Origin of the sequence: Pseudomonas sp. DVZ6, assembly GCF_024259445.1 — a bacterium.
Classification (GTDB): domain Bacteria; phylum Pseudomonadota; class Gammaproteobacteria; order Pseudomonadales; family Pseudomonadaceae; genus Aquipseudomonas; species Aquipseudomonas peradeniyensis.
The window spans coordinates 42,493-65,842 of the sequence record NZ_JANCLM010000032.1 but is presented as its reverse complement, the minus strand read 5'-3'; the positions used below and the strand labels follow the sequence as shown (position 1 = coordinate 65,842).

Annotated in this window: 20 protein-coding genes and 1 tRNA gene; 9 read left to right on the top strand and 12 right to left on the bottom strand. The window is 65.7% G+C overall.

Going from position 1 to position 23,350, the window contains the following annotated elements:
• Positions 1-155 precede the first annotated feature (155 nt).
• Positions 156-500 (bottom strand): hypothetical protein, encoded by a 345-nt coding sequence (locus NMG10_RS18495; protein WP_254464857.1) that lies wholly within the window; start codon positions 498-500, stop codon positions 156-158.
• A 133-nt stretch (positions 501-633) separates the two neighbouring features.
• Here NMG10_RS18495 and NMG10_RS18490 point away from each other — a divergent pair, with 133 nt between their 5' ends.
• The 5 genes from NMG10_RS18490 to NMG10_RS18470 all read left to right on the top strand — a co-directional run bounded on the left by NMG10_RS18490 (position 634) and on the right by NMG10_RS18470 (position 4,599).
• Positions 634-1,200, top strand: coding sequence for a DUF2796 domain-containing protein (locus NMG10_RS18490; RefSeq protein WP_232856663.1), 567 nt, complete (start codon positions 634-636; stop codon positions 1,198-1,200).
• Positions 1,201-1,911: an ABC transporter ATP-binding protein gene (locus tag NMG10_RS18485; RefSeq protein ID WP_234560565.1), complete on the top strand. Its 711-nt coding sequence runs from the start codon at positions 1,201-1,203 to the stop codon at positions 1,909-1,911.
• Positions 1,911-3,176, top strand: coding sequence for an ABC transporter permease (locus NMG10_RS18480; protein WP_062361877.1), 1,266 nt, complete (start codon positions 1,911-1,913; stop codon positions 3,174-3,176). The genes NMG10_RS18485 and NMG10_RS18480 overlap by 1 nt, the downstream gene beginning before the upstream one ends.
• A gap of 138 nt (positions 3,177-3,314) precedes the next feature.
• Positions 3,315-3,806 (top strand): DUF3299 domain-containing protein, encoded by a 492-nt coding sequence (locus tag NMG10_RS18475; protein WP_254464860.1) that lies wholly within the window; start codon positions 3,315-3,317, stop codon positions 3,804-3,806.
• A 109-nt stretch (positions 3,807-3,915) separates the two neighbouring features.
• Positions 3,916-4,599: an OmpW family protein gene (locus tag NMG10_RS18470; protein WP_028690266.1), complete on the top strand. Its 684-nt coding sequence runs from the start codon at positions 3,916-3,918 to the stop codon at positions 4,597-4,599.
• Here the strand turns inward: NMG10_RS18470 and NMG10_RS18465 are convergent.
• A complete protein-coding gene (locus NMG10_RS18465; RefSeq protein ID WP_254464856.1) occupies positions 4,587-5,807 on the bottom strand; it encodes an MFS transporter in 1,221 nt (406 codons plus the stop codon). The genes NMG10_RS18470 and NMG10_RS18465 overlap by 13 nt on opposite strands.
• Before the next feature lie 104 nt (positions 5,808-5,911).
• Here NMG10_RS18465 and NMG10_RS18460 point away from each other — a divergent pair, with 104 nt between their 5' ends.
• Positions 5,912-6,352 carry a helix-turn-helix domain-containing protein gene (locus tag NMG10_RS18460; protein WP_232856666.1) on the top strand — a complete coding sequence of 147 codons (441 nt, stop codon included), beginning with the start codon at positions 5,912-5,914 and terminating at the stop codon, positions 6,350-6,352.
• A gap of 235 nt (positions 6,353-6,587) precedes the next feature.
• Here the strand turns inward: NMG10_RS18460 and NMG10_RS18455 are convergent, their stop codons facing one another.
• Positions 6,588-7,520, bottom strand: coding sequence for an NAD-dependent epimerase/dehydratase family protein (locus NMG10_RS18455; RefSeq protein ID WP_234560561.1), 933 nt, complete (start codon positions 7,518-7,520; stop codon positions 6,588-6,590).
• The gene (locus NMG10_RS18450) at positions 7,513-8,397 is read right to left on the bottom strand and encodes a sugar nucleotide-binding protein (RefSeq protein WP_028690262.1); all 885 of its coding nucleotides are present in this window, start codon (positions 8,395-8,397) and stop codon (positions 7,513-7,515) included. Before NMG10_RS18450 ends, NMG10_RS18455 begins: the two co-directional genes overlap by 8 nt.
• A 181-nt stretch (positions 8,398-8,578) precedes the next feature.
• On the opposite strand from NMG10_RS18450, the gene NMG10_RS18445 reads away from it, so the two are divergent.
• Positions 8,579-9,418, top strand: coding sequence for an alpha/beta hydrolase (locus tag NMG10_RS18445; RefSeq protein WP_254464855.1), 840 nt, complete (start codon positions 8,579-8,581; stop codon positions 9,416-9,418).
• A gap of 181 nt (positions 9,419-9,599) precedes the next feature.
• Here the strand turns inward: NMG10_RS18445 and NMG10_RS18440 are convergent, their stop codons facing one another.
• Positions 9,600-10,412 carry a helix-turn-helix transcriptional regulator gene (locus NMG10_RS18440; RefSeq protein WP_110739063.1) on the bottom strand — a complete coding sequence of 271 codons (813 nt, stop codon included), beginning with the start codon at positions 10,410-10,412 and terminating at the stop codon, positions 9,600-9,602.
• Positions 10,413-10,593: 181 nt separating this feature from the next.
• Here NMG10_RS18440 and NMG10_RS18435 point away from each other — a divergent pair, with 181 nt between their 5' ends.
• Together NMG10_RS18435 and NMG10_RS18430 are read left to right on the top strand one after the other, a co-directional pair.
• On the top strand, positions 10,594-12,036 hold the full coding sequence (locus NMG10_RS18435) for a sodium:alanine symporter family protein (RefSeq protein WP_050703570.1): 1,443 nt from the start codon (positions 10,594-10,596) through the stop codon (positions 12,034-12,036).
• A gap of 75 nt (positions 12,037-12,111) precedes the next feature.
• The gene (locus NMG10_RS18430) at positions 12,112-13,101 is read left to right on the top strand and encodes an asparaginase (RefSeq protein ID WP_203650039.1); all 990 of its coding nucleotides are present in this window, start codon (positions 12,112-12,114) and stop codon (positions 13,099-13,101) included.
• Positions 13,102-13,979: 878 nt separating this feature from the next.
• Here the strand turns inward: NMG10_RS18430 and NMG10_RS18425 are convergent.
• The 7 genes from NMG10_RS18425 to fdnG all read right to left on the bottom strand — a co-directional run bounded on the left by NMG10_RS18425 (position 13,980) and on the right by fdnG (position 23,187).
• Positions 13,980-14,075: transfer RNA gene (locus tag NMG10_RS18425), tRNA-Sec, on the bottom strand.
• Positions 14,076-14,081: 6 nt separating this feature from the next.
• Complete coding sequence (gene selB / locus NMG10_RS18420) at positions 14,082-16,004, bottom strand: selenocysteine-specific translation elongation factor (protein ID WP_232857412.1); 1,923 nt, start codon at positions 16,002-16,004, stop codon at positions 14,082-14,084.
• Entirely contained in the window at positions 16,001-17,428 is a 1,428-nt protein-coding gene (gene selA, locus NMG10_RS18415) for an L-seryl-tRNA(Sec) selenium transferase (protein ID WP_232857399.1), read from the bottom strand. The genes selB and selA overlap by 4 nt, the downstream gene beginning before the upstream one ends.
• 162 nt (positions 17,429-17,590) lie before the next feature.
• Positions 17,591-18,511, bottom strand: a complete 921-nt coding sequence (gene fdhE, locus NMG10_RS18410) for a formate dehydrogenase accessory protein FdhE (protein WP_254464854.1) — start codon at positions 18,509-18,511, stop codon at positions 17,591-17,593.
• Positions 18,512-18,515: 4 nt separating this feature from the next.
• Positions 18,516-19,172 carry a formate dehydrogenase subunit gamma gene (locus NMG10_RS18405; RefSeq protein WP_203650023.1) on the bottom strand — a complete coding sequence of 219 codons (657 nt, stop codon included), beginning with the start codon at positions 19,170-19,172 and terminating at the stop codon, positions 18,516-18,518.
• Complete coding sequence (gene fdxH, locus NMG10_RS18400; RefSeq protein ID WP_254464853.1) at positions 19,169-20,119, bottom strand: formate dehydrogenase subunit beta; 951 nt, start codon at positions 20,117-20,119, stop codon at positions 19,169-19,171. The genes NMG10_RS18405 and fdxH overlap by 4 nt, the downstream gene beginning before the upstream one ends.
• Positions 20,119-23,187, bottom strand: a complete 3,069-nt coding sequence (gene fdnG, locus NMG10_RS18395; protein WP_254464852.1) for a formate dehydrogenase-N subunit alpha — start codon at positions 23,185-23,187, stop codon at positions 20,119-20,121. Before fdnG ends, fdxH begins: the two co-directional genes overlap by 1 nt.
• Between the last annotated feature and the right edge of the window lie 163 nt (positions 23,188-23,350).

Below are 23,350 nucleotides of genomic sequence, written 5' to 3'. Positions count from 1 at the left end.
AAGGCAAACCCGTGGGAGCGGGCTTGCCCCGCGATCACCGGCGAAGCCGGTGCCATAAACCGCATCGCGGGGCAAGCCCGCTCCCACGCCGCTCCAGTTAAATCAATAAGTCACCTTTTACTACAAGAAAGCAGACGTGCTCCGCGATGTATCGCTCACCCCACCCAGCGATACACCGGCGCATCCACGCCGCTTTCCACCTTCACCTCACTGCTGTGGCGCAAGCGCACCAGCAGGCGCTTGCCCGCCGCCACGCTCCCGGCCAGCCCCTCCAGGCGCTCCAGCAGCTCCGGCCCACCCATCTGGCCCGCCTGGCGCAGCACTTCTCGCGCGGCCGCCCACTGCCCGTCATCCTGCCGAGGTGCCGGGCTGGTGGTGACCGGCAGCGCCTCGACAGAGGCCGGCACCTCCAGTCGACGCCCCAACTGTGCCCACTCCTCCGGCGCCAGCTCAACGGTCAGGTCCACCGGCCAGTCACCGATCTGTCCACGAATTCTCACGATAGGTTCCTTGCTTTCAGGCTCGATGCCGCCATGCTCCCACGAACATGAAACCTGTGCCAGACAGGCTGGCGGGGCAAAGAACAATTGTTATAACATCACAAATCATCCCAAGCCGCCTGTGGAGCCGTCCATGCGTCGTCTGTTGCTCGCCCTGCCCTTCGCCCTGCTGCCCCTGGCCGTGGCCCATGCCCACGACGACCATGATCATGACCACGCCCATGGCACCCTAGGCACCCACGAGCATGGCGTGGCCAAGCTCAACGCGGTGCTTGACGGCAATACCCTCGAGCTGGAACTGGACAGCCCGGCGATGAACATCGTCGGCTTCGAGCACGTAGCCAGCAGCGATGCCGACAAGGCCAAGGTCGCCGCCGCCCGCCAACAGCTCGAACAGCCCCTGAAACTGTTCGGCATTGCACAGGCCGCCGGTTGCAAGGAAGACGCCCAGGAGCTGGAAAGCCCGCTGTTCGGTGACGCCGACGAGGATGGCGACAGCCATGAGCACGGTCACGCGCACGCCGACGTCAACGCCCACTATCAGCTGACCTGTGCCACCCCGGGCAAACTCACCCAGATCGACCTCGGCCCGCTGTTCAAGACCTTCCCGCAGACCCAGAAGATCAACGTGCAACTGATCGGCCGCAACGGCCAGAGAGGCGTCGAGGCCACCCCCGCCAAGGCCATGGTCGCGTTCTGAATGAACCAGCCGCTGATCGAACTGCATGATCTGGTGTTCGCCTGGCCCGGCCAGGCGCCGCTGCTGGAAATCCCGGCCTTTCGCCTGGAGCCCGGCGAAGCGCTGTTCCTCAAGGGCCCCAGCGGCAGCGGCAAGACCACCCTGCTCGGCCTGCTGGGTGGCGTCAACCGCCCCGGGCAAGGCAGCATCCGTCTGCTTGGCCAAGACCTCGCAACCCTGGGCCAGGGCGCGCGCGACCGTTTCCGGGTCGATCACACCGGCTACATCTTCCAGCAGTTCAACCTGCTGCCGTTCCTGTCGGTGCGGGAGAATGTCGAGCTGCCCTGCCGCTTCTCGAAAAGCCGCGCGGTCCGCGCCGCCCAGCGCCATGGCAGCATCGACCAGGCCGCTGCCCAACTGCTCGCCCACCTGGGCCTGGACGACCCGGCCCTGCTCGCCCGCCGCGCCGACAGCCTGTCGATCGGCCAGCAGCAGCGGGTCGCCGCGGCACGGGCGCTGATCGGCCAGCCCGAATTGGTGATCGCCGACGAGCCCACCTCGGCCCTCGACGCCGACACCCGCGAGGCCTTCATCCGCCTGCTGTTCGACGAATGCCGCGACGCCGGCGCCAGCCTGCTGTTCGTCAGCCATGATCAGAGCCTGGCGCCGCTGTTCGACCGGCACCTGTCCCTGGCCGAGCTCAACCGCGCCGCCAAGCCCCGGGAGGCCTGATGTACCTGCTTCGCCTTGCCTTGGCCAGCCTGGCCAACCGCCGCTTCACCGCCCTGCTCACCGCGTTCGCCATCGCCTTGTCGGTGTGCCTGCTGCTGGCCGTCGAGCGGGTGCGCACCGAGGCCCGCGCCAGCTTCGCCAGCACCATCAGCGGTACCGACCTGATCGTCGGCGCCCGCTCGGGGTCGGTGAACCTGCTGCTGTACTCGGTGTTCCGCATCGGCAACGCCACCAATAACATCCGCTGGGACAGCTACCAGCACTACGCCAGCGACCCGCGGGTGAAATGGGCCATCCCGATCTCCCTGGGCGACTCGCACCGTGGCTACCGGGTGATGGGCACCACCACCGACTACTTCAGCCATTACCAGTTCGGCCGCCGCCAGCACCTGGCACTCGACCAGGGCCGGGCATTCGCCGACGATCCGTTCGAGGTGGTGCTTGGCGCCGAAGTGGCCCAGGCGCTGCACTACAAGCTCGGCGACAAGCTGGTGCTGGCGCATGGTGTAGCCGCCATCAGCCTGGTCAAGCATGACGACAAGCCGTTCACCGTGGTCGGCGTGCTCGAGCGCACCGGCACCCCGGTGGACCGCACCCTGCACATCAGCCTGGCCGGCATGGAGGCGATCCACATCGACTGGCACAACGGCGTGCCGGCCCGTGGTGCCGGGCGTATCAGCGCCGAGCAGGCTCGAACCATGGACCTGCAGCCCGCAGCAATCACCGCCTTCATGCTCGGGCTCAACAGCAAGATCGCCACCTTCAGCCTGCAGCGCGAGATCAACGAGTACCGTGCCGAACCGCTGCTGGCGATCCTGCCCGGCGTGGCCCTGCAGGAGCTGTGGAGCCTGATGGGCACGGCGGAGCAGGCCTTGTTCGTGGTGTCGCTGTTCGTCGTGCTCACCGGCCTGATCGGCATGCTCACGGCCATTCTCACCAGCCTCAACGAGCGCCGCCGGGAGATGGCCATCCTGCGTTCGGTGGGTGCCCGTCCCTGGCACATCGCCGGGCTACTGGTGCTCGAGGCACTGGCCCTGGCGCTGGCGGGCATCGCCGCCGGGCTGGGGTTGCTGTATGCGGGCATCGCCCTGGCTCAAGGCTATGTACAGGCCAACTATGGGCTATACCTGCCACTGGCCTGGCCGAGCGCCCACGAGTGGACGTTGCTGGCCATCATCCTAGGCGCGGCGCTGCTGATGGGCAGCGTGCCGGCCTGGCGCGCCTATCGGCAGTCGTTGGCCGATGGTTTGTCGATTCATCTTTAAGAGACAGACATGACTCTAGACTTCACCGCCCTCTTCGCGGGTAAACCCGCTCCCACAGGGATCGCCTCACCTCCTGTGGGAGCGGGTTTACCCGCGAAGAAGGCAACACCGATCATTCAGTACTTGCTGCTCACGATCATGCTGATGACTTCGCTGCCCCTGTGGGCCGCCGACCCGCGCGAACTGGACTGGCCCGCCCTGATCCCCGAGGGCGCGCCGGTCATCCCGCCACAACTGACGCCCCTGCACGACCTGTCGCAGATCAGCAACGCGCTGTCCGCCGAGGCGGCCCCCGCCGCCCGCCAGCAGGCGCCCAACGCACCGGTGGTGAAAACCCTGGACGGCCAGCAGGTGAAGATCCCCGGCTACATCGTGCCGCTGGAAGTCAGCGACGAAGGCCGCACCACCGAGTTCCTCCTGGTGCCCTACTACGGCGCCTGCATCCATGTGCCGCCACCGCCGTCGAACCAGATCGTGCATATCGTCAGCGAGATGGGCGTGCGCATCGAAGACCTGTACCAGCCCTACTGGATCGAGGGGACGATGCAGGTCAAGGCCAGCAGCAGCGAGCTGGCGGATGCCGGTTACCAGATGGAAGCAGAGAAAATCTACGCGTATGAGCTCAAGTGAGCACTGCGTCACCCCGATAGCACGGCTTCTTTGAGCTGGGTCAAACTTTCTGTTTAGTCAGCTTCGTACCATTGGACTACTCGATTACTCACGTCCTCTGGGAGCTTCCATGAACAAGTCCTTGCTCGGTGCCTCGCTCGTCGCGTTGGCGCTTGCAGCCCCTGTCGCCCACGCCCACCAGGCGGGGGATTTCATCCTCCGCGCCGGCGCCATCACCACCGCGCCCAACGAGAACAGCGGCGACATCAAGCTCGACGGCGCCAAGGTCTCGGGCACCAAGGCGACCCTGGACAGCGACACCCAGCTGGGCCTGGCCTTCGCCTACATGCTCACCGACCACATTGGTCTCGAGCTGCTGGCCGCCACCCCGTTCCAGCACAAAGTCGGCGTCAAGGGCCTCGGCCCTGGCCTGGACGGCAAGCTGGCCGACATCAAGCAACTGCCGCCGACCCTGTCGCTGCAGTACTACCCGATGGCGCCGTCCTCGAAGTTCCAGCCGTACGCCGGCGTGGGCATCAACTACACGATGTTCTTCGATGAAGACCTGACCAGCGACCGCAAGGCCCAGGGCTTCAGCAACATGAAGCTGAAGGACTCGGTCGGCATCGCCGGCCAGCTGGGCATGGACTACATGCTCACCGACAACCTGCTGCTCAACGCCGCGGTCTGGTACGTCGACATCGACACCAAGGCCAGCATCGACGGCCCGAGCGCCTTGGGCGTGGGCAAGACCAAGGTCGACGTCGATGTCGATCCGTGGGTCTACATGGTCGGTATCGGCTACAAGTTCTGATCCGCAGGCGCGCCTGCTCCGACTGGAGCGGGCGCGCCGCGCATCGTCTCGATGCTCCAGAGATACCCCCAATAGCCCCAGGCTAGCGCGCTTATCCCCGCCCCCAAGCCGCACACCGCCACCCAGCCCCACTGCCCGTACACCCAGGTCGCCACGACCGCTCCCACCCCGCTGCCGAGCGAATAACAGCACATGTAGGCGCCGATCAGCCGGCTGGCCATCTCGCCGCGCCCCGCCAGCAGCACACTCTGGTTGGTCACGTGCACCGCCTGCACAGCCAGGTCCAGCATCAGTATCCCGATCACCAATGCCAGCAATGACTGCTCGAGGTAGGCGATGGGTAGCCACGACAGCGTCAGCAGGCCCAGTGCCCAGCCGCTCACCCGCCGCGCATGCCCCTGATCGGCCAGGCGTCCGGCACGTGCTGCCGCCAGCGCTCCCGCCACACCGGCCAGGCCGAACAACCCGACCTGCGTATGGTCCAGCGCCAGTGGCGCGGCGCTCAAGGGTAGCACCATCGCGCTCCACAGCACGCTGAACGCCGCGAACACCAGCACCGCGAACAGGCCGCGCTGGCGCAGCAGGCGGTCATGTCGATACAGCCGCAGCACCGATGCCAGTAACGCCCCATAGCGCTGCCCTGGCCCCTGCGGCCTGGCGGCAGGCAAGCGCCAGGCGAGCAGCCCCGCCATTGCCAGCGCCAGTCCCGCCGCCACCGCATAGACACCCTGCCAGCCGAACAGGTCAGCCACTGCGCCCGATATCAGACGCGCCGAGAGGATGCCCAGCACCACGCCGCTGGTCACCGTGCCCACCGCCTGCCCTTGTTCGGCGGGCGAGGCCAATGTGGCGGCATGCGCCACCATCACTTGCACCACCACCGCTGCCAGGCCGACCAGGGACATTGCGGCCAGCAGCACGGCCCAGTCCACGGTAAAGGCTACGGCCAGCAAGGCGCCGGACGAGACCAGCAACTGGCCGAGGATCAGTCGCTTGCGATCGACCAAGTCCCCGAGTGGCACGATCAGCACCAGCCCCAAGGCATAGCCGGCCTGGGTCATCCCCACTACCAGGCCGGAGCGGGCGCTGCTCACCCCAAGGCTCGCCGCCATCGACTCCAGCAGCGGCTGGGCGAGATACACCGTGGCCACGGCCAGGGCGCAGGCAGCGGCCAACAAAAACGTCAATCCACGGGTGAGCGTCGACATCGAAGACTCCCTTTCAATTCTGGTTTCAATTTAAAACCACCTGACTGGATTTCTAGCAAATGTGGTTTTATTCTGCAACCAGACAGACATTCAAGGATCGCGCCATGCTCGACGAGAACAACCAGCAATGCCCCGTGGCCCGCGCCTTGGAAGTGCTCGGCGACCGCTGGGCGCTGATGATCCTGCGCGATGCCTTCGATGGCCTGCGCCGTTTCAGCGAGTTCCAGAAAAACCTGGGGCTGGCGAAGAACATCCTCGCTTCGCGCTTGAAGCTGCTGGTGGAGGCGGAACTGCTGGTGCAGCAGCCGGCCTCGGATGGCAGTGCCTACAAGGAATATGTGCTGACCGAACGGGGACGCTCGGTGTTTCCGATCGTGATCGGCTTGCGCCAGTGGGGGGAGCGCTACCTGTTCACAGCGGGGGAGTCACGCTCGCAGCTGGTCGATGATCGTGGCCAAGGGCTGGAGACGCTGCAGGTGCGGGCCCGGGATGGGCGGGAGGTGGCGCCGGAGGATTGCCGGCGGCGGGTGGTCCGGCATTCGTGATGCCTGCTCCACCTGCCATGCACGATCCCTGTAGGAGATCACCCAGCCCTTCCGGCTGAGCTGTCGCGCATGGATCAGAGTTCCAGCGTGGGAGCGGGCTTGCCCCGCGATCACCGGCGCAGCCGGTGCCATACACCGCGCTGGATTCTTCGCGGGTAAACCCGCTCCCACAGGGTCAACTCAAGTCAATGGGTTACGTGTTGCTCCATAGGAGCGGCCTGCCCCGCAATAGTGCTTAAGCCTTGCCGAGCAACCGCGCCAGCCCCTCGACGAACGGCGTCGGCTCAGGGAACGCGAAACGCGCCAGCAAGCGCGCATTGTCCGCCCGCGAATGGCGGATATCGCCCGAGCGGGCCTGAGCGTAGCTGACCGCAGGCAAACCGCCCACCACCTGCTCCAGCGCCTTGAGCAGCTGGTTCAGCGAAGTCGCCTGGTTCAGGCCGATATTCACCGCGCCCTCTTCCACCACCGGCTGTTCAAGCGCCTGCACCATCACCTGGACCAGATCGCCGACGAACAGGAAGTCGCGGGTCTGCTCGCCATCACCGAACACGGTGATCGGCGCACCCCGGGTGGCGCGCTCGCAGAAGATGCTGATCACCCCCGAATACGGCGAGGAAGGATCCTGGCGCGGCCCGAAGATATTGAAGAAGCGGAATACCACCGGCTCCAGTCCATGCTGGCGGCGGTAGAAGTCCAGGTACTGCTCGCTCGCCAGCTTGTCCACCGCATAGGGGGTCAACGGTGCCTTGGGCGTGTCCTCGGCAATCGACTGGCCCTCGCCATTGTTGCCGTACACCGCCGCGCTGGAGGCGAACAGCACGCGACGGATGCCGTTCAGGCGCATCGCCTCGCAGACGTTGAGCGTGCCGATGAAATTGCTCTGGTGGGTCTTCACCGGGTTTTCCACCGAGGCCTGCACCGAGGCCACCGCAGCCAGGTGCACCACTGCCTGGCAACCATTGGCGGCACGGGCCACCAGGGCGGCGTCGGCGACATCGCCTTCGAGCAGCTCCAGGCGCGGATGGCCGAGCTGCAGGTTGCTGCGCTTGCCGGTCGACAGGTCGTCGAGGATACGCACCGCGTAGCCTTTCTCCAGCAACGCATCGCACAGGTGGGAGCCAATAAAGCCGGCACCGCCGGTGATCAGGATGGGGGCGTCAGCCATGTCGGTAGAATCGGTCCAGTAGGGGCGGCAAGCCGGCGCGCCAGGCGCGGGGCTTGATGCCGAAGGTGTGAAGGATCTTCTTGCAGGCCAGCACCGCGTGCTGCGGCTCCTCGCTGGCATCCGGGCGGGCGGCGTGGGCCTGGGCGGTCGGCGCCTGCACGGCCAGCTTGCGCCACTGGGTGGCCTCGGTGAGGATCGCCTGGCCCAGCACCAGCGGCGTGGTGGCCTCGTTGCCAGCATAGTGGTAGGTGCCCCACAGCGGCGCCTGGCAATCGAGCTGCTTGAGCACCGAGAGGATCACTCGCGCGGCATCATCCACCGGCGTCGGGTTGCCGCGCCGGTCATCGGCCAGCAGCAGTTCCTGGGGCTGTTCGGCGCGGGTCAGGAAGCGCCCGAGCGCGCCGTCGATGCTTTCGTCAAGCAGCCAACCGAAGCGCAGCAGCACATGCTGTGGACAGGTGGCGCGCACGCTCTGCTCGATGCGCCAGAGCGCCTGGCCGCGCAAGCCGAGCGGCACCGGCTCGTCCTTCTCGCTGTAGGCAGTGGCGCGCGAGCCGTCGAACACACGGTAGCTGGACGGTTGCACAAGGATCATCTCGTGGTGCTGGCACAGCTCGGCGAGTCGCTCCACCGCCCGCTCCTGCTGGGCCAGGCGTTGCTCGCTGACCGACTCGGCCTGGAACCAGTCGAAATAATAGGCCAGGTTGACCACGGCGTGCGGACGTTGCTCGTCGAGCAGCAGGGTCAGGCTGGCCGGATCCCAGCCGTTTTCCGGCGGGCGAGGCGCCAGGAAGGCGATGTCTTCCTCGGCCCCGAGACGAATCAGCGCTTGCCCGAGGGCATTGCCACCACCCAACAGCATCAGGCGCATACGCATAGAGTCAACAGGTCCGGTCTGGTCGATGGAGGAAAGGGTTCATTTTGCTGTTTCCGGCAGGGGAAGTCCAACCCAGGCAAGGCCTGGCGCGCGCCGCATACCGATTGGCACCGGTCGGGGCGGTATTCCGCCTTTGCCGACAGCTACTTATACTGCGCCAGGCCTGTTCAAGGAGATCAACATGGATGCCGAACTGAACACTGCACAACGCGCCAGCTGGCAATTCGACGAGCCCGCGCCCGGCCCGGAGCGGTTCATCGACGAAAATTTTGCCGACTATCGCCAGCAGGCGCGCCTGCTGCTGCCAGACGCCGAACGTGCCCCCACGGTCTTCGTGGTCGGCGGCGCACGCTCCGACTTCACCCGCCTCAACCCGTTGCTCTACCGTCTCCAGCAGCAGGGCATCGGCTCGCTGACCGGCAACCTCTCCGGCCATAGCCTGGCCAGCGAGCCCGGGGCGAAGGACGCCTCGCTGGCCAGCAACCTGCAGGAGGCCCTGCGCTTTCACCGGCATCTGGACGCGCGCAGCGACACCCTGGTCGGCCATAGTCTGGGCGCCGCCATCGCCCTGAAGCTGGCCGCCCAGCGCCCCAGCGTGCGCAAGCTGGTGCTGATCTGCCCGGCGGTCTACCCCGACGCGGCCCATGCCGCGCCCTTCGGGCCGGCCTTCAGCGAGGCCATCCGCAAACCTTTTGCCTTCCTTGACTGCGACAGCTATGCCTTTCTGCGCCAGTTCCAGGGCCGAGTGCTGCTGGTGATCGGCGAGTACGACGGGCTCAACTCCAGGGTCCACGGCCAGGGGCCCGGCACCTCGGCCGGTACCCGGCGGCTGGCGGGCGTCGAGCGCTACAGCCCGATTCCCGAGGAGGTCACCCACGCCTTGCTGCGCTCGGTGCCGGCGCCCCATGTGGAATGCCTGATGCTCACCGACTGCGACCATGGCATCGCCGCGCACCTGCGCGACCGGCCCGAGGTGGCGGACCAGGTGGCCGATGCGGTGGCGGCGTTCATTCTCGACTAGTCCTGCCCGCTTTTCATGGATCTGCACATGAATTACTGATTTAGCAGGGACCTGTGGGAGCGGCTTTAGCCGCGAACACCGGCGAAGCCGGTGCCATACACCGCGTCGCTTGCTTCGCGGCTAAAGCCGCTCCCACAGGATGCGCGCTGGCCGCGCAATCATGGCTCCCTGTGCGACATGGCTATTCGATCTCGAACAACCCGTTGCTGACCATCCCCGCGCTCAACCGGTCGCGGATGTCGTCGTCGATGCGCGGATCGTCCGGGCGGTACAGCTTGATCTGCCGGAAGGCGTTGATGCGGTTGATCTCCTCGCCCAGGTATTCCCACACCACCCGGGTGCACGCCGGATTGCGCCGGTCACCGCTGGAGACCCCGGTCTTGAGGCCGTTCAGGCGGCTGATACGGCTCTTGAAGCTGGGAATGAGGACGGTCTGGCTCATCTCGTTGAGGGTGAGCGACTCGTAGTCGATCAGGAACATCCGGTCCTGCAGCTGGAACGCCGCGCCGAGGTAGCGACAACGCACCTCGGCGTGCTGGTCCAGGCCGCTGCTGCGCTCCTGGCGTTCCTGGCGCTCGAACAGGAAACTGCCGCGCTCCTCCCACAGGTGCACCAGCGACACCAGGATCGAGCCCGGCACCGACATGCAGTTGGAGTATTCGAAGTAATAGCCGCAATAGCGCGACAGGTTGCCGGCTTCTTTATGCAGCGGCTTGAACAGTTCGCTGATCGGGTCGTCCTGGGAGCCGACCCGCTGATCCTGGTTGCGTGCGCCGATCAAGCGGGCGAACTGCTCGGGCGGCAGACCCAGCTCGTAATCCTCGACGCCGAAGAAGTCGCCGATGCGCTTGAGGTTGTAGGCCGTCGGGCGGCTCTGGCCGCTCAGGTACTTGTTGAACTGCGCGCGGTTGATCGACAGCTGCCGGCAAACCTCGGAGATAGAGCGGTAGTGACTGCAGGCCAATTTGAGGTTGATAGCGAAGTGATCGCCCATGATGCGCGGGTCCGGATGATGCGAGTGACGCCATTCTAGCATCAAGTCGCACCAAAATGGAGCAACCCGCGAAATTGTAACCACAGTTGTCATAGCCAACCATGCGCCCCCAATGAAAAGCGGTGCGCCTGCCGCCCGCTGGTCTTTCCACGCGAAGAATAAGAATCGAGGTCATTTTCCAATGCTCGAAGCACTCAACGATTTCCTTTCGGGGAAGCTTCTCATCGTGCTGATTGTCGGTCTCGGCAGCTACTTCACGATCCGCTCGCGGTTCGTCCAGTTCCGCCATTTCGGCCATATGTTCGGTGTCTTCAAGGAATCCCTTCGCGGCCAGGCAGGCCAACTGAGCTCGTTCCAGGCCCTGATGCTGAGCCTGGCCGGTCGCGTCGGCGCGGGTAACATCGCTGGTGTCGGTATCGCCGTGACCCTCGGCGGCCCAGGCGCCGTGTTCTGGATGTGGGTCACCGCGCTGGTGGGCATGTCCAGCAGCTTCTTCGAATGCACCCTGGCCCAGGTCTACAAGCGCGCCGACGGCGACGGCCTGTACCGCGGCGGCCCGGCGTACTACATCCAGCACGGCCTGAAGCTGAAAAGCATGGCGATCGTGTTCTCGATCCTGCTGCTGGTCACCTACGGCTTCGCCTTCATCGGCCTGCAGTCGTACACCGTGACGCACTCGCTGCAGAACGCCTTTGCCTTCGATCCGAAGCACACCGGTATCGTCCTGGCAGCCCTGCTGGCCCTGACCTTCATCGGCGGTATCAAGCGCATCGCCGCGGTGTCCGATCTGCTGGTACCGGTCAAGACCCTGGCCTACATCGGCGTGACCCTGTACGTGATCGGCACCCAGATCGAACACGTCCCGGCCATGCTGGAAACCATCTTCAAGAGCGCCTTCGGCCTCGACCCTGCGTTCGCTGGCCTGCTGGGCAGCGCCATCGTCATGGGCGTGAAGCGTGGCGTGTTCGCCAACGAAGCAGGCCTGGGCAGCGCGCCGAACGTCGCCGCCGTGGCCGCCGTGAAACACCCTGGCGCCCAGGGCGTGGTCCAGGCGTTCAGCGTGTTCCTCGACACCTTCGTGATCTGCACCTGCACCGCGCTGCTGATCCTGCTGTCGGGCTTCTACACCCCGGGCTTCGAAGGTGACGGCATCGTCCTGACCCAGAACTCGCTGGCCGCCGTGGTCGGTGACTGGGGCCGCGTGTTCGTCAGCGTCGCGCTGTCGCTGTTCGTCTTCACCTGCATTCTCTACAACTACTACCTGGGCGAGAACAGCCTGCAGTTCCTCAGCCGCAACCGCGCCGTGCTGATGACCTTCCGCGGCCTGGTGCTGGCGCTGGTGGTGTGGGGTTCGACGCAGGACCTGTCGACCGTGTTCGCCTTCGCCGACATCACCATGACCTGCCTGGCGTTCGTCAACCTGATCGCCCTGGCCATGCTGTTCAAGGTCGGCCTGCGCGTCATGCGCGACTACGACGCACAGCGCAAGGCCGGCATCAAGCAGCCGGTGTTCGACTCCAGCAAGTTCACCGACCTGGACCTGGACCGTGCCGCCTGGCCGGCCAATCCGCAGGCTGAAACAGCCACTGACAAAGCCGCCGTTCAGGCGCACGCTCAGCGCTGATATTCTCCCCTGCCCCAGCCGCCCCGTCCGTGGGCGGCTGCCCTTTCTTTCGCTACATCGCTACGGAAAATTCCCATGCGTGCAGTCAAGAATCTTCTCGTCCTCTATACCGGTGGCACCATCGGCATGTTGCAGACCGCCGAAGGCCTCGCGCCGGCCGGTGGCTTTGAAACGCGCATGCGCGAACATTTCGCCGCCTGCGGCGATGCGCCGAAGGTGCACTGGTCGCTGCGTGAGCTGAACCCGCTGATCGACAGCGCCAACATGCAACAGGCCAACTGGCTGGCGATGCGCGACGCCATCGTCGAGGCGGTCGAGCGTGACGGCCACGATGGCGTGCTGGTGCTGCATGGCACCGATACTTTGGCCTACAGCGCCGCGGCCCTGTCGTTCCTGCTGCTGGGTTTGCCGGCGCCGGTGCTGTTGACCGGTTCCATGCTGCCGGCCGGCGCGCCGGACAGCGATGCCTGGGCCAACCTTGTCGGAGCCCTGAACCTGTTCGAAAACGGCCTGGAGGACGGCGTGCAGCTGTACTTCCACGGTCAGTTGCTGCACGGCTGCCGCGCTTCGAAGCTGCGCAGCGAGGCGTTCGACGCCTTCACCGTGCTGCCCCGCCACCGTGACGGCGAGCGCGCTCCAGAACTGCCGGCCCGCCTGGACTATCGCCAGCCGCGCCAGACGGTCAAGCTGGCGGTCATGCCGGTGTTCCCGGGCCTGGCTGCCGAGCACCTGCGTGGTTTGTTCGACAGCGGTATCCAGGGGCTGGTGCTGGAGTGCTATGGCAGTGGTACCGGGCCGTCCGACGACCAGGCGCTGCTCGATGTCCTGCATGACGCCCGTCAGGGCGGGGTGATGATTGTCGCCATCAGCCAGTGTCCGGAAGGTTCGGTGGTGTTCGACACCTATGCCGCCGGCAGCCGCCTGCGTGACACCGGGCTGGTCAGCGGCGGTGGCATGACCCGCGAAGCCGCACTGGGCAAGCTGTTTGCGCTGTTGGGCGCGGGGCTGGATGTGCAGGCGGCGGAGCATTGGTTCGCGCTGGATCTTTGTGGTGAGCGCGCTTAAGCGTATTGATCTTCCGAGCGACATACGGGCTGGCTTCGGCTTCGGCTTCGGCTTCGGCTTCGGCGATCAAGAGATTACCCCCATAGCCTGCTAGCGACAGCTGCGTCAGCCCAGGCGCCGCTCGTACCTTCGCGACTTCAGGAGGCCGAACGCAGGCCTTGCGGAGGGAGGTGACGGGCATGGATGCCCGTCAAGCGCTGGGGCCCAGGATGGGCCCTGCAGCGCGGTCCTCCCGGGAGCAAGGCCGGAGTGAGGGGACCCGGAGCGAAGCGTAGGGCCGGATGAATGGAGCGAGGATTTTTTGGTTCCTTTTTGATCCTTCAAAAAGGAACTCGCCGTAAGGGCGAAAAGGTGACTATGCGTCGACATCGCAAATGAATGCACCTACAACTATTAATACCAGCACTGACCAACTTTGACTTTGACTTTGACTTTTAAATAGTCTGTTTTGAAAGTTATATGCGCATTCATTTGCGATGGTGACGCAAAGTCACCTTTCCGCCCTTACGGCGGGTAACTTTTTGAAGGATCAAAAAGTCACCAAAAAATCCTCGCTCCATTCATCCGGCCCCTACGCTTCGCTCCGGGGTTCCCTCGCTCCGTTCTTGCTCCCGGGAGGACCGCGCTGAACGCCCCATCCTGGGGCGCAGCGCTTGACGGGCATCCATGCCCGTCACCTCCCTCCGCAAGAACTCCGCTCGGCCTCCTGAAGTCGCAATTGGCGTCGCCTGAACTACCGCGCACTTAGAAGCAAGATCAAGATCAAGAGATACGAATTGATTTCAAAGTCGACAGATATACTAGGTGCTTCAGATGGGACAAGAAAGATATCCCACTACATGCAAGTTATCGTAGCCAACCAGATCTAAACAAAAAATTGGCGGAAGGCAGCGGGAGTCGAACCTGCCCGGGAACGGCTGCCGTCCCCAACCGGGTTTGAAGCCCGGCCGCGCCACCGGGCGCGATTGCCTTCCTTGAAATCAGGGCCCGCGTTGCAACTGGGCCAGGGCGCTGTCGACGCGGATATGCCGCTGGTCGCCGACCCGCCGGGTCAGGCCAACGCGGTCGAAGTACTCGAGTATCTGCACACTGCGCTTGCGACCGATGCCCAACATATCGCGAAACGCCGCAACCTGCACTATCGGCGATGCCTCGGCCTGCTGCAACAACAGCTCTGCCATGCGCCTTAGCGTCACCTCCGGGTAGAACAGGTCACGCACCACCTGGTGCAACAGGCCCAGGCGGGCGAGCTTGCGCAGCAGCAGGCGCACCTCGGCCTCCTCGCAGCGCTCCTCGGCAGCCAGCGTACGCACCCAGGGCGGATCGAACTCACCCGCCAGCAAGCGCGGCAGCAAGCGCTCCCACAGTGCAGTATCGGCTTCGCTCAACTGAACCTTGTGCCCAGGCAGATGCAGCCACGGACCACTGCTGCTGATCCCCCCTTCGCCCAGCAGCTCATCCAGCAGGCTGACAAACGCCGGACGCTCCAGCGGCATCGCGGTAAAGCGGCGCAGGCGGTCGCGGTCCGGGCCAAGCTGGTCGGGCTCCTGTTCATGGAACTGCGCCAGCCGCGCCAGCACCTGCTGCTTGAGTGAATGCCACTGCTGGCGTGAGAACAGCAACTGGCCCTGGCGGGTGGCGATAACCTGCACATCCTCCGGCAACTGCCAGGTCTCGCGCAGACGGTTGAACTGGCGCTCGAGGCGCTGCGGATCGAGCCCGCCGGGTGCAGTTTCGAGCAACGCCGGCAGGGCCTGCTCCAGTTCAGTGACATCACGCAGTACCTGCAGCTGGCGCAGGCGTACCTCGCTGCGTCGCTGTCGGCTCGGCGCAAAGGGATCGAGCACGCGGCCACCGCCGAGGGTGCGCTGGGCGCGCTGGTCGCGCAGCACCAGCCGATCGCCATGCACCGCCTGCAACGGCGCGTTGAGCAGCAACTGGGCGAACATGCGCTGGCCGGCGCCGAGCCGTTCACCCTCCAACAACGCAACACGGGCCGTGACATCCTGGGTCCCCAGGTGCACATGCACCGCGCTGAAATGCTCGAACGTCCGGGTCTCGCCCGGCAGCAAGGTGAAATCGATATCGACCCGCACGCTCGGTGCATGCAGCCACTGCGGCACCAGCCAGTCGCCCCGGTGCACCTGCTCTGCCGCCAGCCGTTCAGCGCTGATGTTCAACGCGACCCGCTGCCCGGCCTCGGCCACCAGCGCCGCCTGGTTCTGCGCATGCAGGCCACGCACCCGCACCGGCTTGCCGGCCTTGCCCAGCAACAGCGTGTCACCGGCGCTGACCTGCCCGGCCAGGGCCGTCCCGGTGACCACCACGCCCGCCCCGGACACCGCGAAGGCGCGGTCCACGGCCAGGCGGAATCCGCCCCGCACACTGCGTCGACGCACCTGGGCCTCGGCGGCCAGCAACGCTTCGCGCAAGGCGTCGATACCCTCGCCACTCAGGCTCGACACCGGGAACTGCGGTACCCCGGCGTATGGCCCGGGCGCCAGCAGCGTGATGACTTGCGCCTGGACTTCGGCCAAGCGTTGCGGCTCGACCCGGTCGCACTTGCTGATGACTACCAGCGCCTGGGGAATGCCCAGCAACTCGATGATCGACAAGTGCTCGCGGGTCTGCGGCATCACCCCGTCGTCGGCGGCGACCACCAGCAGCACCAGATCAATGCCATGGGCGCCGGCGAGCATGTTGTGGATAAAACGCTCATGGCCGGGCACATCGATGAAACCCGTCAGCGGAGCACCTTCGGCCAGCGCGGCATAGCGGTAGCCGAGGTCGATGGTCATGCCCCGGGCGCGCTCCTCCTGGCGCGTGTCGCCGGCCTGGCCGGTCAGGGCCTGGAGCAGCGCGGTCTTGCCGTGGTCGATGTGGCCGGCGGTACCGACGATCACTGCACTGGCCCCAGTTGCAACCTCGGCAGCTGCGCCAGCCACTGGGCCTCGTCGTCCAGCTGGCGCAGGTCGAGCCACAGGGCATCGTCGTCGATGCGGCCCAGTACCGGCACCGGCAGGTCACGCAGCGCCCGCTCCAGTACATGCAGGCTGCGCCCACGCAGTTTCTTCGACACCTGCGGACGCAGGCACAAGGCCGCGCTGGGCAGGCGCGCCACAGGTTGGCTGCCGCTGCCGATCATGCCCAGGGCTGGTTCGACGCTGACTGCCCATTGCGCCCCCAGCCGCGCGGCCAGTTCAGGCGCCAGGCGCTCGGCCTGGGCGGCAATTTCGGGCTGGGGCCGGGTGAGCAGGCGCAGGCTCGGCAGGCGCTCGGCCAGGCGGTCCGGATTGCGGTACAGCGCCAGCACCGCTTCGAGCGCCGCGAGGGTGATCTTGTCCACCCGCAGGGCACGCTTGAGCGGGTTCTTCTTGATCTTCGCGATCAGCTCCTTGCGCCCGACGATGATCCCCGCCTGCGGCCCGCCGAGCAGCTTGTCGCCACTGAAAGTGACGATGTCGGCCCCATCGGTCAGGGCCTGACGCACGGTCGGCTCGGCCGGCAGGCCCCAGCGGGTCAGGTCGAGCAGGCTGCCGCTGCCCAGGTCTTCGAGCAGCGGCAGCTCATGTGCATGGGCAATGCGCGCCAGTTCCGCAGTGGGCACCTGGGTAGTGAAACCCTGGATGCTGTAGTTGCTGCAGTGCACACGCATCAGCAGCCCCGTGCGCGGGTTGATCGCGCCTTCGTAGTCGCGGGCGTGGGTGCGGTTGGTGGTGCCGATCTCATGCAGCTTCACGCCGGCGCGGGCCATGATGTCGGGGATGCGGAAGGCGCCGCCGATCTCGATCAGTTCGCCACGGGAGATGATGCCTTCCTTGCGTGCGCCCAGGCTGTTGAGCGCCAGCAGCACGGCGGCGGCGTTGTTGTTGACCACCGTGACGGCCTCGGCGCCGGTCAGTTCACGGAGCAGGCCTTCGATCAGGTCGTCGCGGTCGCCGCGCTTGCCGGTGTTGAGGTCGAACTCCAGGTTCAGCGGGTAGCGGGCGGCGGTCTGCATGGCGTCGACCGCTTCCTCGGGCAGCAAGGCCCGGCCGAGGTTGGTGTGCAGCACCGTGCCGGTGAGGTTGAACACCCGACGTACCTGGCTGCGTTGCTGGATGGCCAGGCGTTCGCCGGCTCGGCCCAGGAGAACTTCGGCGGTCAGTTCGGCGGCACTCAGTTGGCCGAGGCGAGCAGGCTCGCGCAGGTCGTCGAGCAATTGGCGCAGGGCGGCCAGCGTGGCGTCACGACCGTGGCGGTCGATCAGTGGGGCGCAGGCTGGGTGGCGCAGCAGGGTGTCGATGGAGGGCAGGCGTGGGGTGTCGCTGGCGAGGGTTGAAGACATTCGGTACTACCTTTGACTGATCCGTTGTCTGTTCCGGCCCTTTCGCGGGGCAAGCCCGCTCCTACAGGAAGCGCGTTGGCGTCGAAACCAGCGCTGTACCTGTAGGAGCGGGCTTGTCCCGCGAAGAAGGCAACTCGGTGTAGCAGTGTAGACAATTACCCCCTAGCCCGGTGCCAACAGCAGATTCGGCGCCAGCCGATGGAAGCCCTCCTCATCCAGGCGCATGTCCAGCGCCAGGCTCGCCAGGTCGTCGGCCAACGGCTCGGCCGCAGCGTCGTTCTCCAGGTAGCACTGCTTGAGGTAGTTCTGGCACCCCGGGCAGCACTCGGCACGCAGCGGCGCCTTGCCTGGCGCGTGGCGGTCATCCTCGAGGTTGCTGTAGCGCAGGTCCTTGCTCGACTCGCAGTACACGCACTTGACCCGCACCACATGCCATTCGCAGGCACACAGCGAGCAGGCCAGGTAGCGCAGGCCATTGTGCTTGCCACGATTGCGCACCACCCCGGCCATCGCCGGCGAGCCGCAGGCCGGGCACTGGGCCAGGCTGCCGGCGGGTTTGAGCTCAGGCGCAGGCAAAGCCAGCAGCCAGCTGGACCACGCCGCCTGCAACGCGGCGCCGATAAAGGGCACCAGCGCGGCCGGCACTGCGTCGTACTGGCCGCCGAGCAGGGCAATGCCCCAGCCTTTGCGTTGCGTCTCATCGCTGCCACGCAACGTCCCCAGCGCGTCCGCCAGCGGCCCATCAGGCTCCGCCGCAAAATGCTCGAGCAACGCCTGCAACCAGACCAGCCACGGCCCTTCACGCACCAGGCTGTCGGCCGCCAGCGGCGGCAGGCCATGACTTATGCACAGGCGCCGGCGCTCCTCGGCCACGGGCAGGCCGGCCGGTGGGTTATCCACAAGCTGCTGCTGAATCCGGCACAGCCGTGCCATCAACCGCAGGTAATCGCCCAGGGCATTGCCCTCGGCCAGTTGCTCCAGCCGGGCGGCGCGCACCTCGAAAAGGTGCGCGGCGGGCAGGTGCAGAAACGGTGGCATTACCGCCGACGCTTCGATCTGCCCAGGTTCGAGAATCGTGCTCAAACGGTCATCCTTCTTTTCCACCGTGGTTGTGCGGCGTCTTGTCGCCGGTCACGTCCCGGTACCAGAGTTCATGGTGCTTGCGTGCCCAGGCGCGGCTGACCCAGCCATGCAGCATGGCGCCGATCGAGCCCTTGATCCAGATCCCGGCATAGATGTGCACGATGATGCTGAGGATCAGCACGAACGCCGCCAGGGCATGCAGCAGCGCCGACAGGCGAATGACGTCGATACCGAACCAATGGCTGAAGTACGCGCGCCAGATCACCACGCCGCTGACCAGCAGCACCAGCATGCAGGCCAGCAAGGTCCAGAACAGCAGCTTCTGCCCGGCGTTGTACTTGCCGATCGGCGGCACGCCCTCTTCCTTGTTGAGCATCACCCGGTCGATGCGGCGCAGCCACAGGCGGTCGTTGGCGGTAATGAAGTTGGCGCGCCAGAAGCGCAGCACCAGCCCGAGGAAGAACACGAACATGGCCACGCCGATGAACGGGTGGAGGATCCGCGTCCACGGCCCGCCGCCGAACAGGTGGCTGAGCCAGAACAGCGCCGGGTGGAACAGCGCCAGCCCCGAGAGGCCGGCCAGCACGAACAGGATCGCCACGACCCAGTGGTTGCTCCGCTCGTTGGCGTTGTAGCGCAGGATAGGCTTGTTGTCGTTCATGGCCGCTGCTCCCCCTGCCCGCCCGGGCGGTTCGGATCATAGACATGCACCGCCGGGTCCACCGGGTGGACCGTGTTATCCACAGGCGCCGGGTGTTCGTCCTCCTCGACCCGCTGCGGGCCCACGCGTACATAGTGGAAGAACCCGGCCAGCACCGCCGCGCCCATGGCCAGCAGCGCCAGCGGCTTGCTGAAGCCCTTCCACAGCCCCACCAGCGGGCTGATCACCGGTTGGTCCGGCAGGCCGGCGTAGATCCGTGGCGTGTCGGCGTGGTGCAGCACGTACATCACATGGGTGCCGCCGACGCCATCCGGATCGTACAGCCCGGCGTTCTCGTATCCCCGCGACTTCAGGTCGACGATGCGCTCGTCGGCATGCACCTTCATCTCCTCCTTGCTGCCGAAGACGATCGCCCCGGTCGGGCAGGTCTTCACGCAGGCCGGCTCCAGGCCCACGCTCACGCGGTCGGAACACAGGGTGCACTTGTACGCCTTGTGATCCTTCTGCGAGATGCGCGGGATGTTGAACGGGCAGCCGGTGATGCAGTAGCCGCAACCGATGCAGTGGTCCTGGTTGAAGTCGACGATACCGTTGGCGTGCTTGATGATCGCCCCCGGGCTCGGGCAGGCCTTCAGGCAACCTGGCTCGGCACAGTGCATGCAGCCGTCCTTGCGGATCAGCCACTCCAGGTTGCCGTCGTCGCGCTCGTGCTCGGTGAAGCGCATCAGGGTCCACGTCTCGGCGCTGAGGTCCTGGGGGTTGTCGTAGGTGCCGTGGTTGTGGCCGACCTCGTCACGCAGTTCGTTCCATTCCGAGCACGCCACCTGGCAGGCCTTGCAGCCGATGCACTTGGTGGTGTCGATCAGCTTGGCGACTTCCTGCTGCTGGCGTACCGAGGGCGGTACGGTGGTGGTGGCCGAGCGGGCGATGATGTCTTGGCTGGCCATCAGAGTTTCTCCACTTTGACGAGGAACGACTTGGACTCCGGTGTCTGCGTGTTGCCGTCACCGAGGAACGGCACCAGGGTGTTGGTCAGGTAGCCATGCCGGGTGGCACCGGTGAAGCCCCAGTGCAACGGGATGCCGATCTGGTGCACGGTCTGGTTGTTGACCTGCAGCGGACGGATCCGCTTGGTCACCACCGCCACCGCATCGATATGTCCGCGCTTGCTCGATACCCGCACCCGGTCGCCAGCCTTGATGCCCTTCTCGTTCGCCAGCACCTCGCCGATCTCGACGAACTGCTCGGGCTGGGCGATGGCGTTGAGCCGGCAATGCTTGCTCCAGAAGTGGAAGTGCTCGGTCAGCCGGTAGGTGGTCGCCGCATGGGGGAACTCGTCGTGGGTGCCGAGGGTGTCCCACACCGAATCGAAGATCCGCCCGGCCGGGTTGCTGGTGGCCTTCTTGTTCTGCGGATGCAGCGGGTTGATGCCGATCGGCGTCTCGAACGGCTCGTAGTGCTCGGGGAACGGCCCCTCGGCCATCTTGTCGATGGCGAAGAACCGCGCCACGCCCTCGGGGTTCATGATGAACGGGTTCATCCCCGCTTCCGGTGGCGAGTCGACCTTGAAGTCCGGCACGTCGGTGCCGGTCCAGGCCTTGCCGTTCCACCACACCAGGCGCTTCTTCTCCGGGTCCCACGGCTTGCCTTGCGGGTCGCTGGAGGCACGGTTGTAGAGGATGCGCCGGTTGGCCGGCCAGGCCCAGGCCCAGTTCTGCACCTGGTGCATGCCGTACGGGTCGCTGTTGTCGCGCCGGGCCATCTGGTTGCCCTGCTCGGTCCAGCTGCCGGCGAAGATCCAGCAGCCGGACGCGGTGCTGCCGTCGTCCTTCATCTGGGCGAAGCCGGCCAGCTGCTGGCCGGCCTTGAGCGTGGCACCGGTGGCGTCGGTGAGGTCGCTGACCGCCCAGCCGTTCATCTCCTTGGCCAACTCCTCGGGCGAAGGCTCTTCAGGCACCTTGTACGGCCAACTGATGTTGAGCATCGGGTCGGGGTAGGCGCCGCCTTCGGCCTGATAGCGCTTGCGCAGGCGCAGGAACAGCTCGCTCATGATGCGCACGTCGGTACGGGTCTCGCCCGGACCGTCGGCGCCTTTCCAGTGCCACTGCAGCCAGCGGCTGCTGTTGACCAGCGAGCCGTCCTCCTCGGCGAAGCAGGTGGTGGGCAGGCGGATCACCTCGGTCTGGATGTTGGCGGTGTCGACGTCGTTGAACGGGCCGGCGTTGCGCCAGAACTCCGAGGTCTCGGTGGCCAGCGGGTCCATGATCACCAGCCACTTGAGCTTGGCCAGGGCCGCGGTGACGCGGTTCTTGTCCGGCAGCGCGGCGATCGGGTTGAAGCCCTGGCACATGTAGCCGTTGACCTTGCCCTGGCCCATCATCTCGAACATGCGCAGCACGTCGTAGGCCGGCACGTCGAGCTTGGGCAGCCAGTCGTAGCCCCAGTTGTTGGCGGCGGTGGCGTTAGCGCCGTACCAGGCCTTCATCAGGCTGACGTGGAACTTGCCGTAGTTCTGCCAGTACGACAGCTGCCCCGGGCGCAGCGGTTTGGAGGCGCGCTTGTCGATGTAGGCGGTGTAGTCCTGCTCGGCATCACCGGCCAGGGTCAGGTAACCCGGCAGCGAGTTCGACAGCAGCCCCAGGTCAGTCAGGCCCTGGATGTTGGAGTGACCGCGCAGGGCGTTGACCCCGCCACCCGGCATGCCGACGTTGCCCAGCAGCAACTGCACCATGGCCGCGCTGCGGATGATCTGCGCGCCGATGGAGTGCTGGGTCCAGCCCAAGGCGTAGAGAATCGTCATGGTCTTGCCCGGCACCGAGCAGGTGGCGATCTCTTCCCAGATCTTCATCATCTGGTCCTGGGGCATGCCGCAGGTCATGCTCGCCAGCTCCGGCGTGTAGCGGCTGTAGTGCTGCTTCATCAGCTGGTAGACGCAACGCGGGTGCTGCAGGGTCGGATCGACCTTGGCGAAACCGTCCTCGCCCAGCTCGTAGCCCCAGCCGGACTTGTCGGCGTACACGCGCTTGGCCGCGTCGTAGCCGCTGAACAGCCCGTCCTCGAAGCCATAGTTCTCTTTGACGATGAACGACACGTCGGTGTAGTTGCGCACGTACTCGTGCTGGATCTTGTCGTTGCTCAGCAGGTAGTTGATCAGCCCGCCCATGAAGGCGATGTCGCTGCCGGTACGGATCGGCGCGTAATAATCGGCCACCGAGGCGGTACGGGTGAACCGCGGGTCGACCACGATCAGCCGCGCCTTGTTGTGCGCCTTGGCTTCGGTCACCCACTTGAAGCCGCACGGGTGCGCTTCAGCGGCGTTGCCGCCCATCACCAGGACCAGGTTTGCGTTGGCGATATCAGACCAGTGATTGGTCATCGCGCCACGGCCATACGTCGGGGCAAGACTTGCCACCGTCGGGCCGTGTCAGACACGCGCCTGGTTATCGAACCCCAGCATGCCCAGCGAACGGATCACCTTGTGCGTCATGTAACCCGCTTCGCTGGAAGCGGCGGACGCGGCGAGAAAGCCCGTGGTGAGCCAGCGGTTGACCGTCTGGCCCTGGGCATTCTTCTCGATGAAGTTGGCGTCGCGGTCCTGTTTCATCAGGTCGGCGACACGATCGAGGGCTTCGTCCCAGTCGATGCGGGTCCACTCGCTGCTGCCCGGCTTGCGCACCTCGGGGTACTTGAGGCGGCTGGGGCTGTGGATAAAGTCCAGCAGGCCAGCGCCTTTCGGGCACAGGGTGCCGCGGTTGACCGGATGGTCCGCGTCGCCCTCGATGTGGATGATGTTCTGTTTGACGTTCTTGCCCGCGTCACCCTGGCTGTACATGATCAGGCCGCAGCCGACCGAGCAGTAAGGACAGGTGTTACGGGTTTCTTTGGTATGCGCCAGCTTGAAGTGGCGCACCTGCTCGGCGAACGCGGGTGTCGGGGCCATGCCCAACGCCGCGAGGCTCGAGCCTCCAAGGCCGACGGCGGCGACCTTGAAGAATTGCCGACGGTTGAGATCCATCGTGCACTCCTGATCAGGTTCTCGGGCGCACGGGACTTGGCCGGCGCCTCAGGGACTTCACGGTGGCGGTGGACAGAGACCGCCAACGGTTAAGCCTAGTCAAGAATCTGCAAAGTGCGATGATCTGGATCAGGCGCGAGGCAAATCGCCTTCTCCCCCATAC

What these genes read in the sequence shown, in the direction of transcription:
- selA (WP_232857399.1), bottom strand. Translation starts at nt 17,428, where the DNA reads ATGTCTTCAACCCTCGCCAGCGACACCCCACGCCTGCCCTCCATCGAC.
- NMG10_RS18450 (WP_028690262.1), bottom strand. Translation starts at nt 8,397, where the DNA reads ATGCGTATGCGCCTGATGCTGTTGGGTGGTGGCAATGCCCTCGGGCAA.
- NMG10_RS18440 (WP_110739063.1), bottom strand. Translation starts at nt 10,412, where the DNA reads ATGGGCGATCACTTCGCTATCAACCTCAAATTGGCCTGCAGTCACTAC.
- NMG10_RS18470 (WP_028690266.1), top strand. Translation starts at nt 3,916, where the DNA reads ATGAACAAGTCCTTGCTCGGTGCCTCGCTCGTCGCGTTGGCGCTTGCA.
- NMG10_RS18465 (WP_254464856.1), bottom strand. Translation starts at nt 5,807, where the DNA reads ATGTCGACGCTCACCCGTGGATTGACGTTTTTGTTGGCCGCTGCCTGC.
- NMG10_RS18460 (WP_232856666.1), top strand. Translation starts at nt 5,912, where the DNA reads ATGCTCGACGAGAACAACCAGCAATGCCCCGTGGCCCGCGCCTTGGAA.
- NMG10_RS18480 (WP_062361877.1), top strand. Translation starts at nt 1,911, where the DNA reads ATGTACCTGCTTCGCCTTGCCTTGGCCAGCCTGGCCAACCGCCGCTTC.
- NMG10_RS18455 (WP_234560561.1), bottom strand. Translation starts at nt 7,520, where the DNA reads ATGGCTGACGCCCCCATCCTGATCACCGGCGGTGCCGGCTTTATTGGC.
- NMG10_RS18445 (WP_254464855.1), top strand. Translation starts at nt 8,579, where the DNA reads ATGGATGCCGAACTGAACACTGCACAACGCGCCAGCTGGCAATTCGAC.
- fdxH (WP_254464853.1), bottom strand. Translation starts at nt 20,119, where the DNA reads ATGGCCAGCCAAGACATCATCGCCCGCTCGGCCACCACCACCGTACCG.
- NMG10_RS18405 (WP_203650023.1), bottom strand. Translation starts at nt 19,172, where the DNA reads ATGAACGACAACAAGCCTATCCTGCGCTACAACGCCAACGAGCGGAGC.
- NMG10_RS18430 (WP_203650039.1), top strand. Translation starts at nt 12,112, where the DNA reads ATGCGTGCAGTCAAGAATCTTCTCGTCCTCTATACCGGTGGCACCATC.
- NMG10_RS18490 (WP_232856663.1), top strand. Translation starts at nt 634, where the DNA reads ATGCGTCGTCTGTTGCTCGCCCTGCCCTTCGCCCTGCTGCCCCTGGCC.
- NMG10_RS18475 (WP_254464860.1), top strand. Translation starts at nt 3,315, where the DNA reads ATGCTGATGACTTCGCTGCCCCTGTGGGCCGCCGACCCGCGCGAACTG.
- NMG10_RS18435 (WP_050703570.1), top strand. Translation starts at nt 10,594, where the DNA reads ATGCTCGAAGCACTCAACGATTTCCTTTCGGGGAAGCTTCTCATCGTG.
- NMG10_RS18485 (WP_234560565.1), top strand. Translation starts at nt 1,201, where the DNA reads ATGAACCAGCCGCTGATCGAACTGCATGATCTGGTGTTCGCCTGGCCC.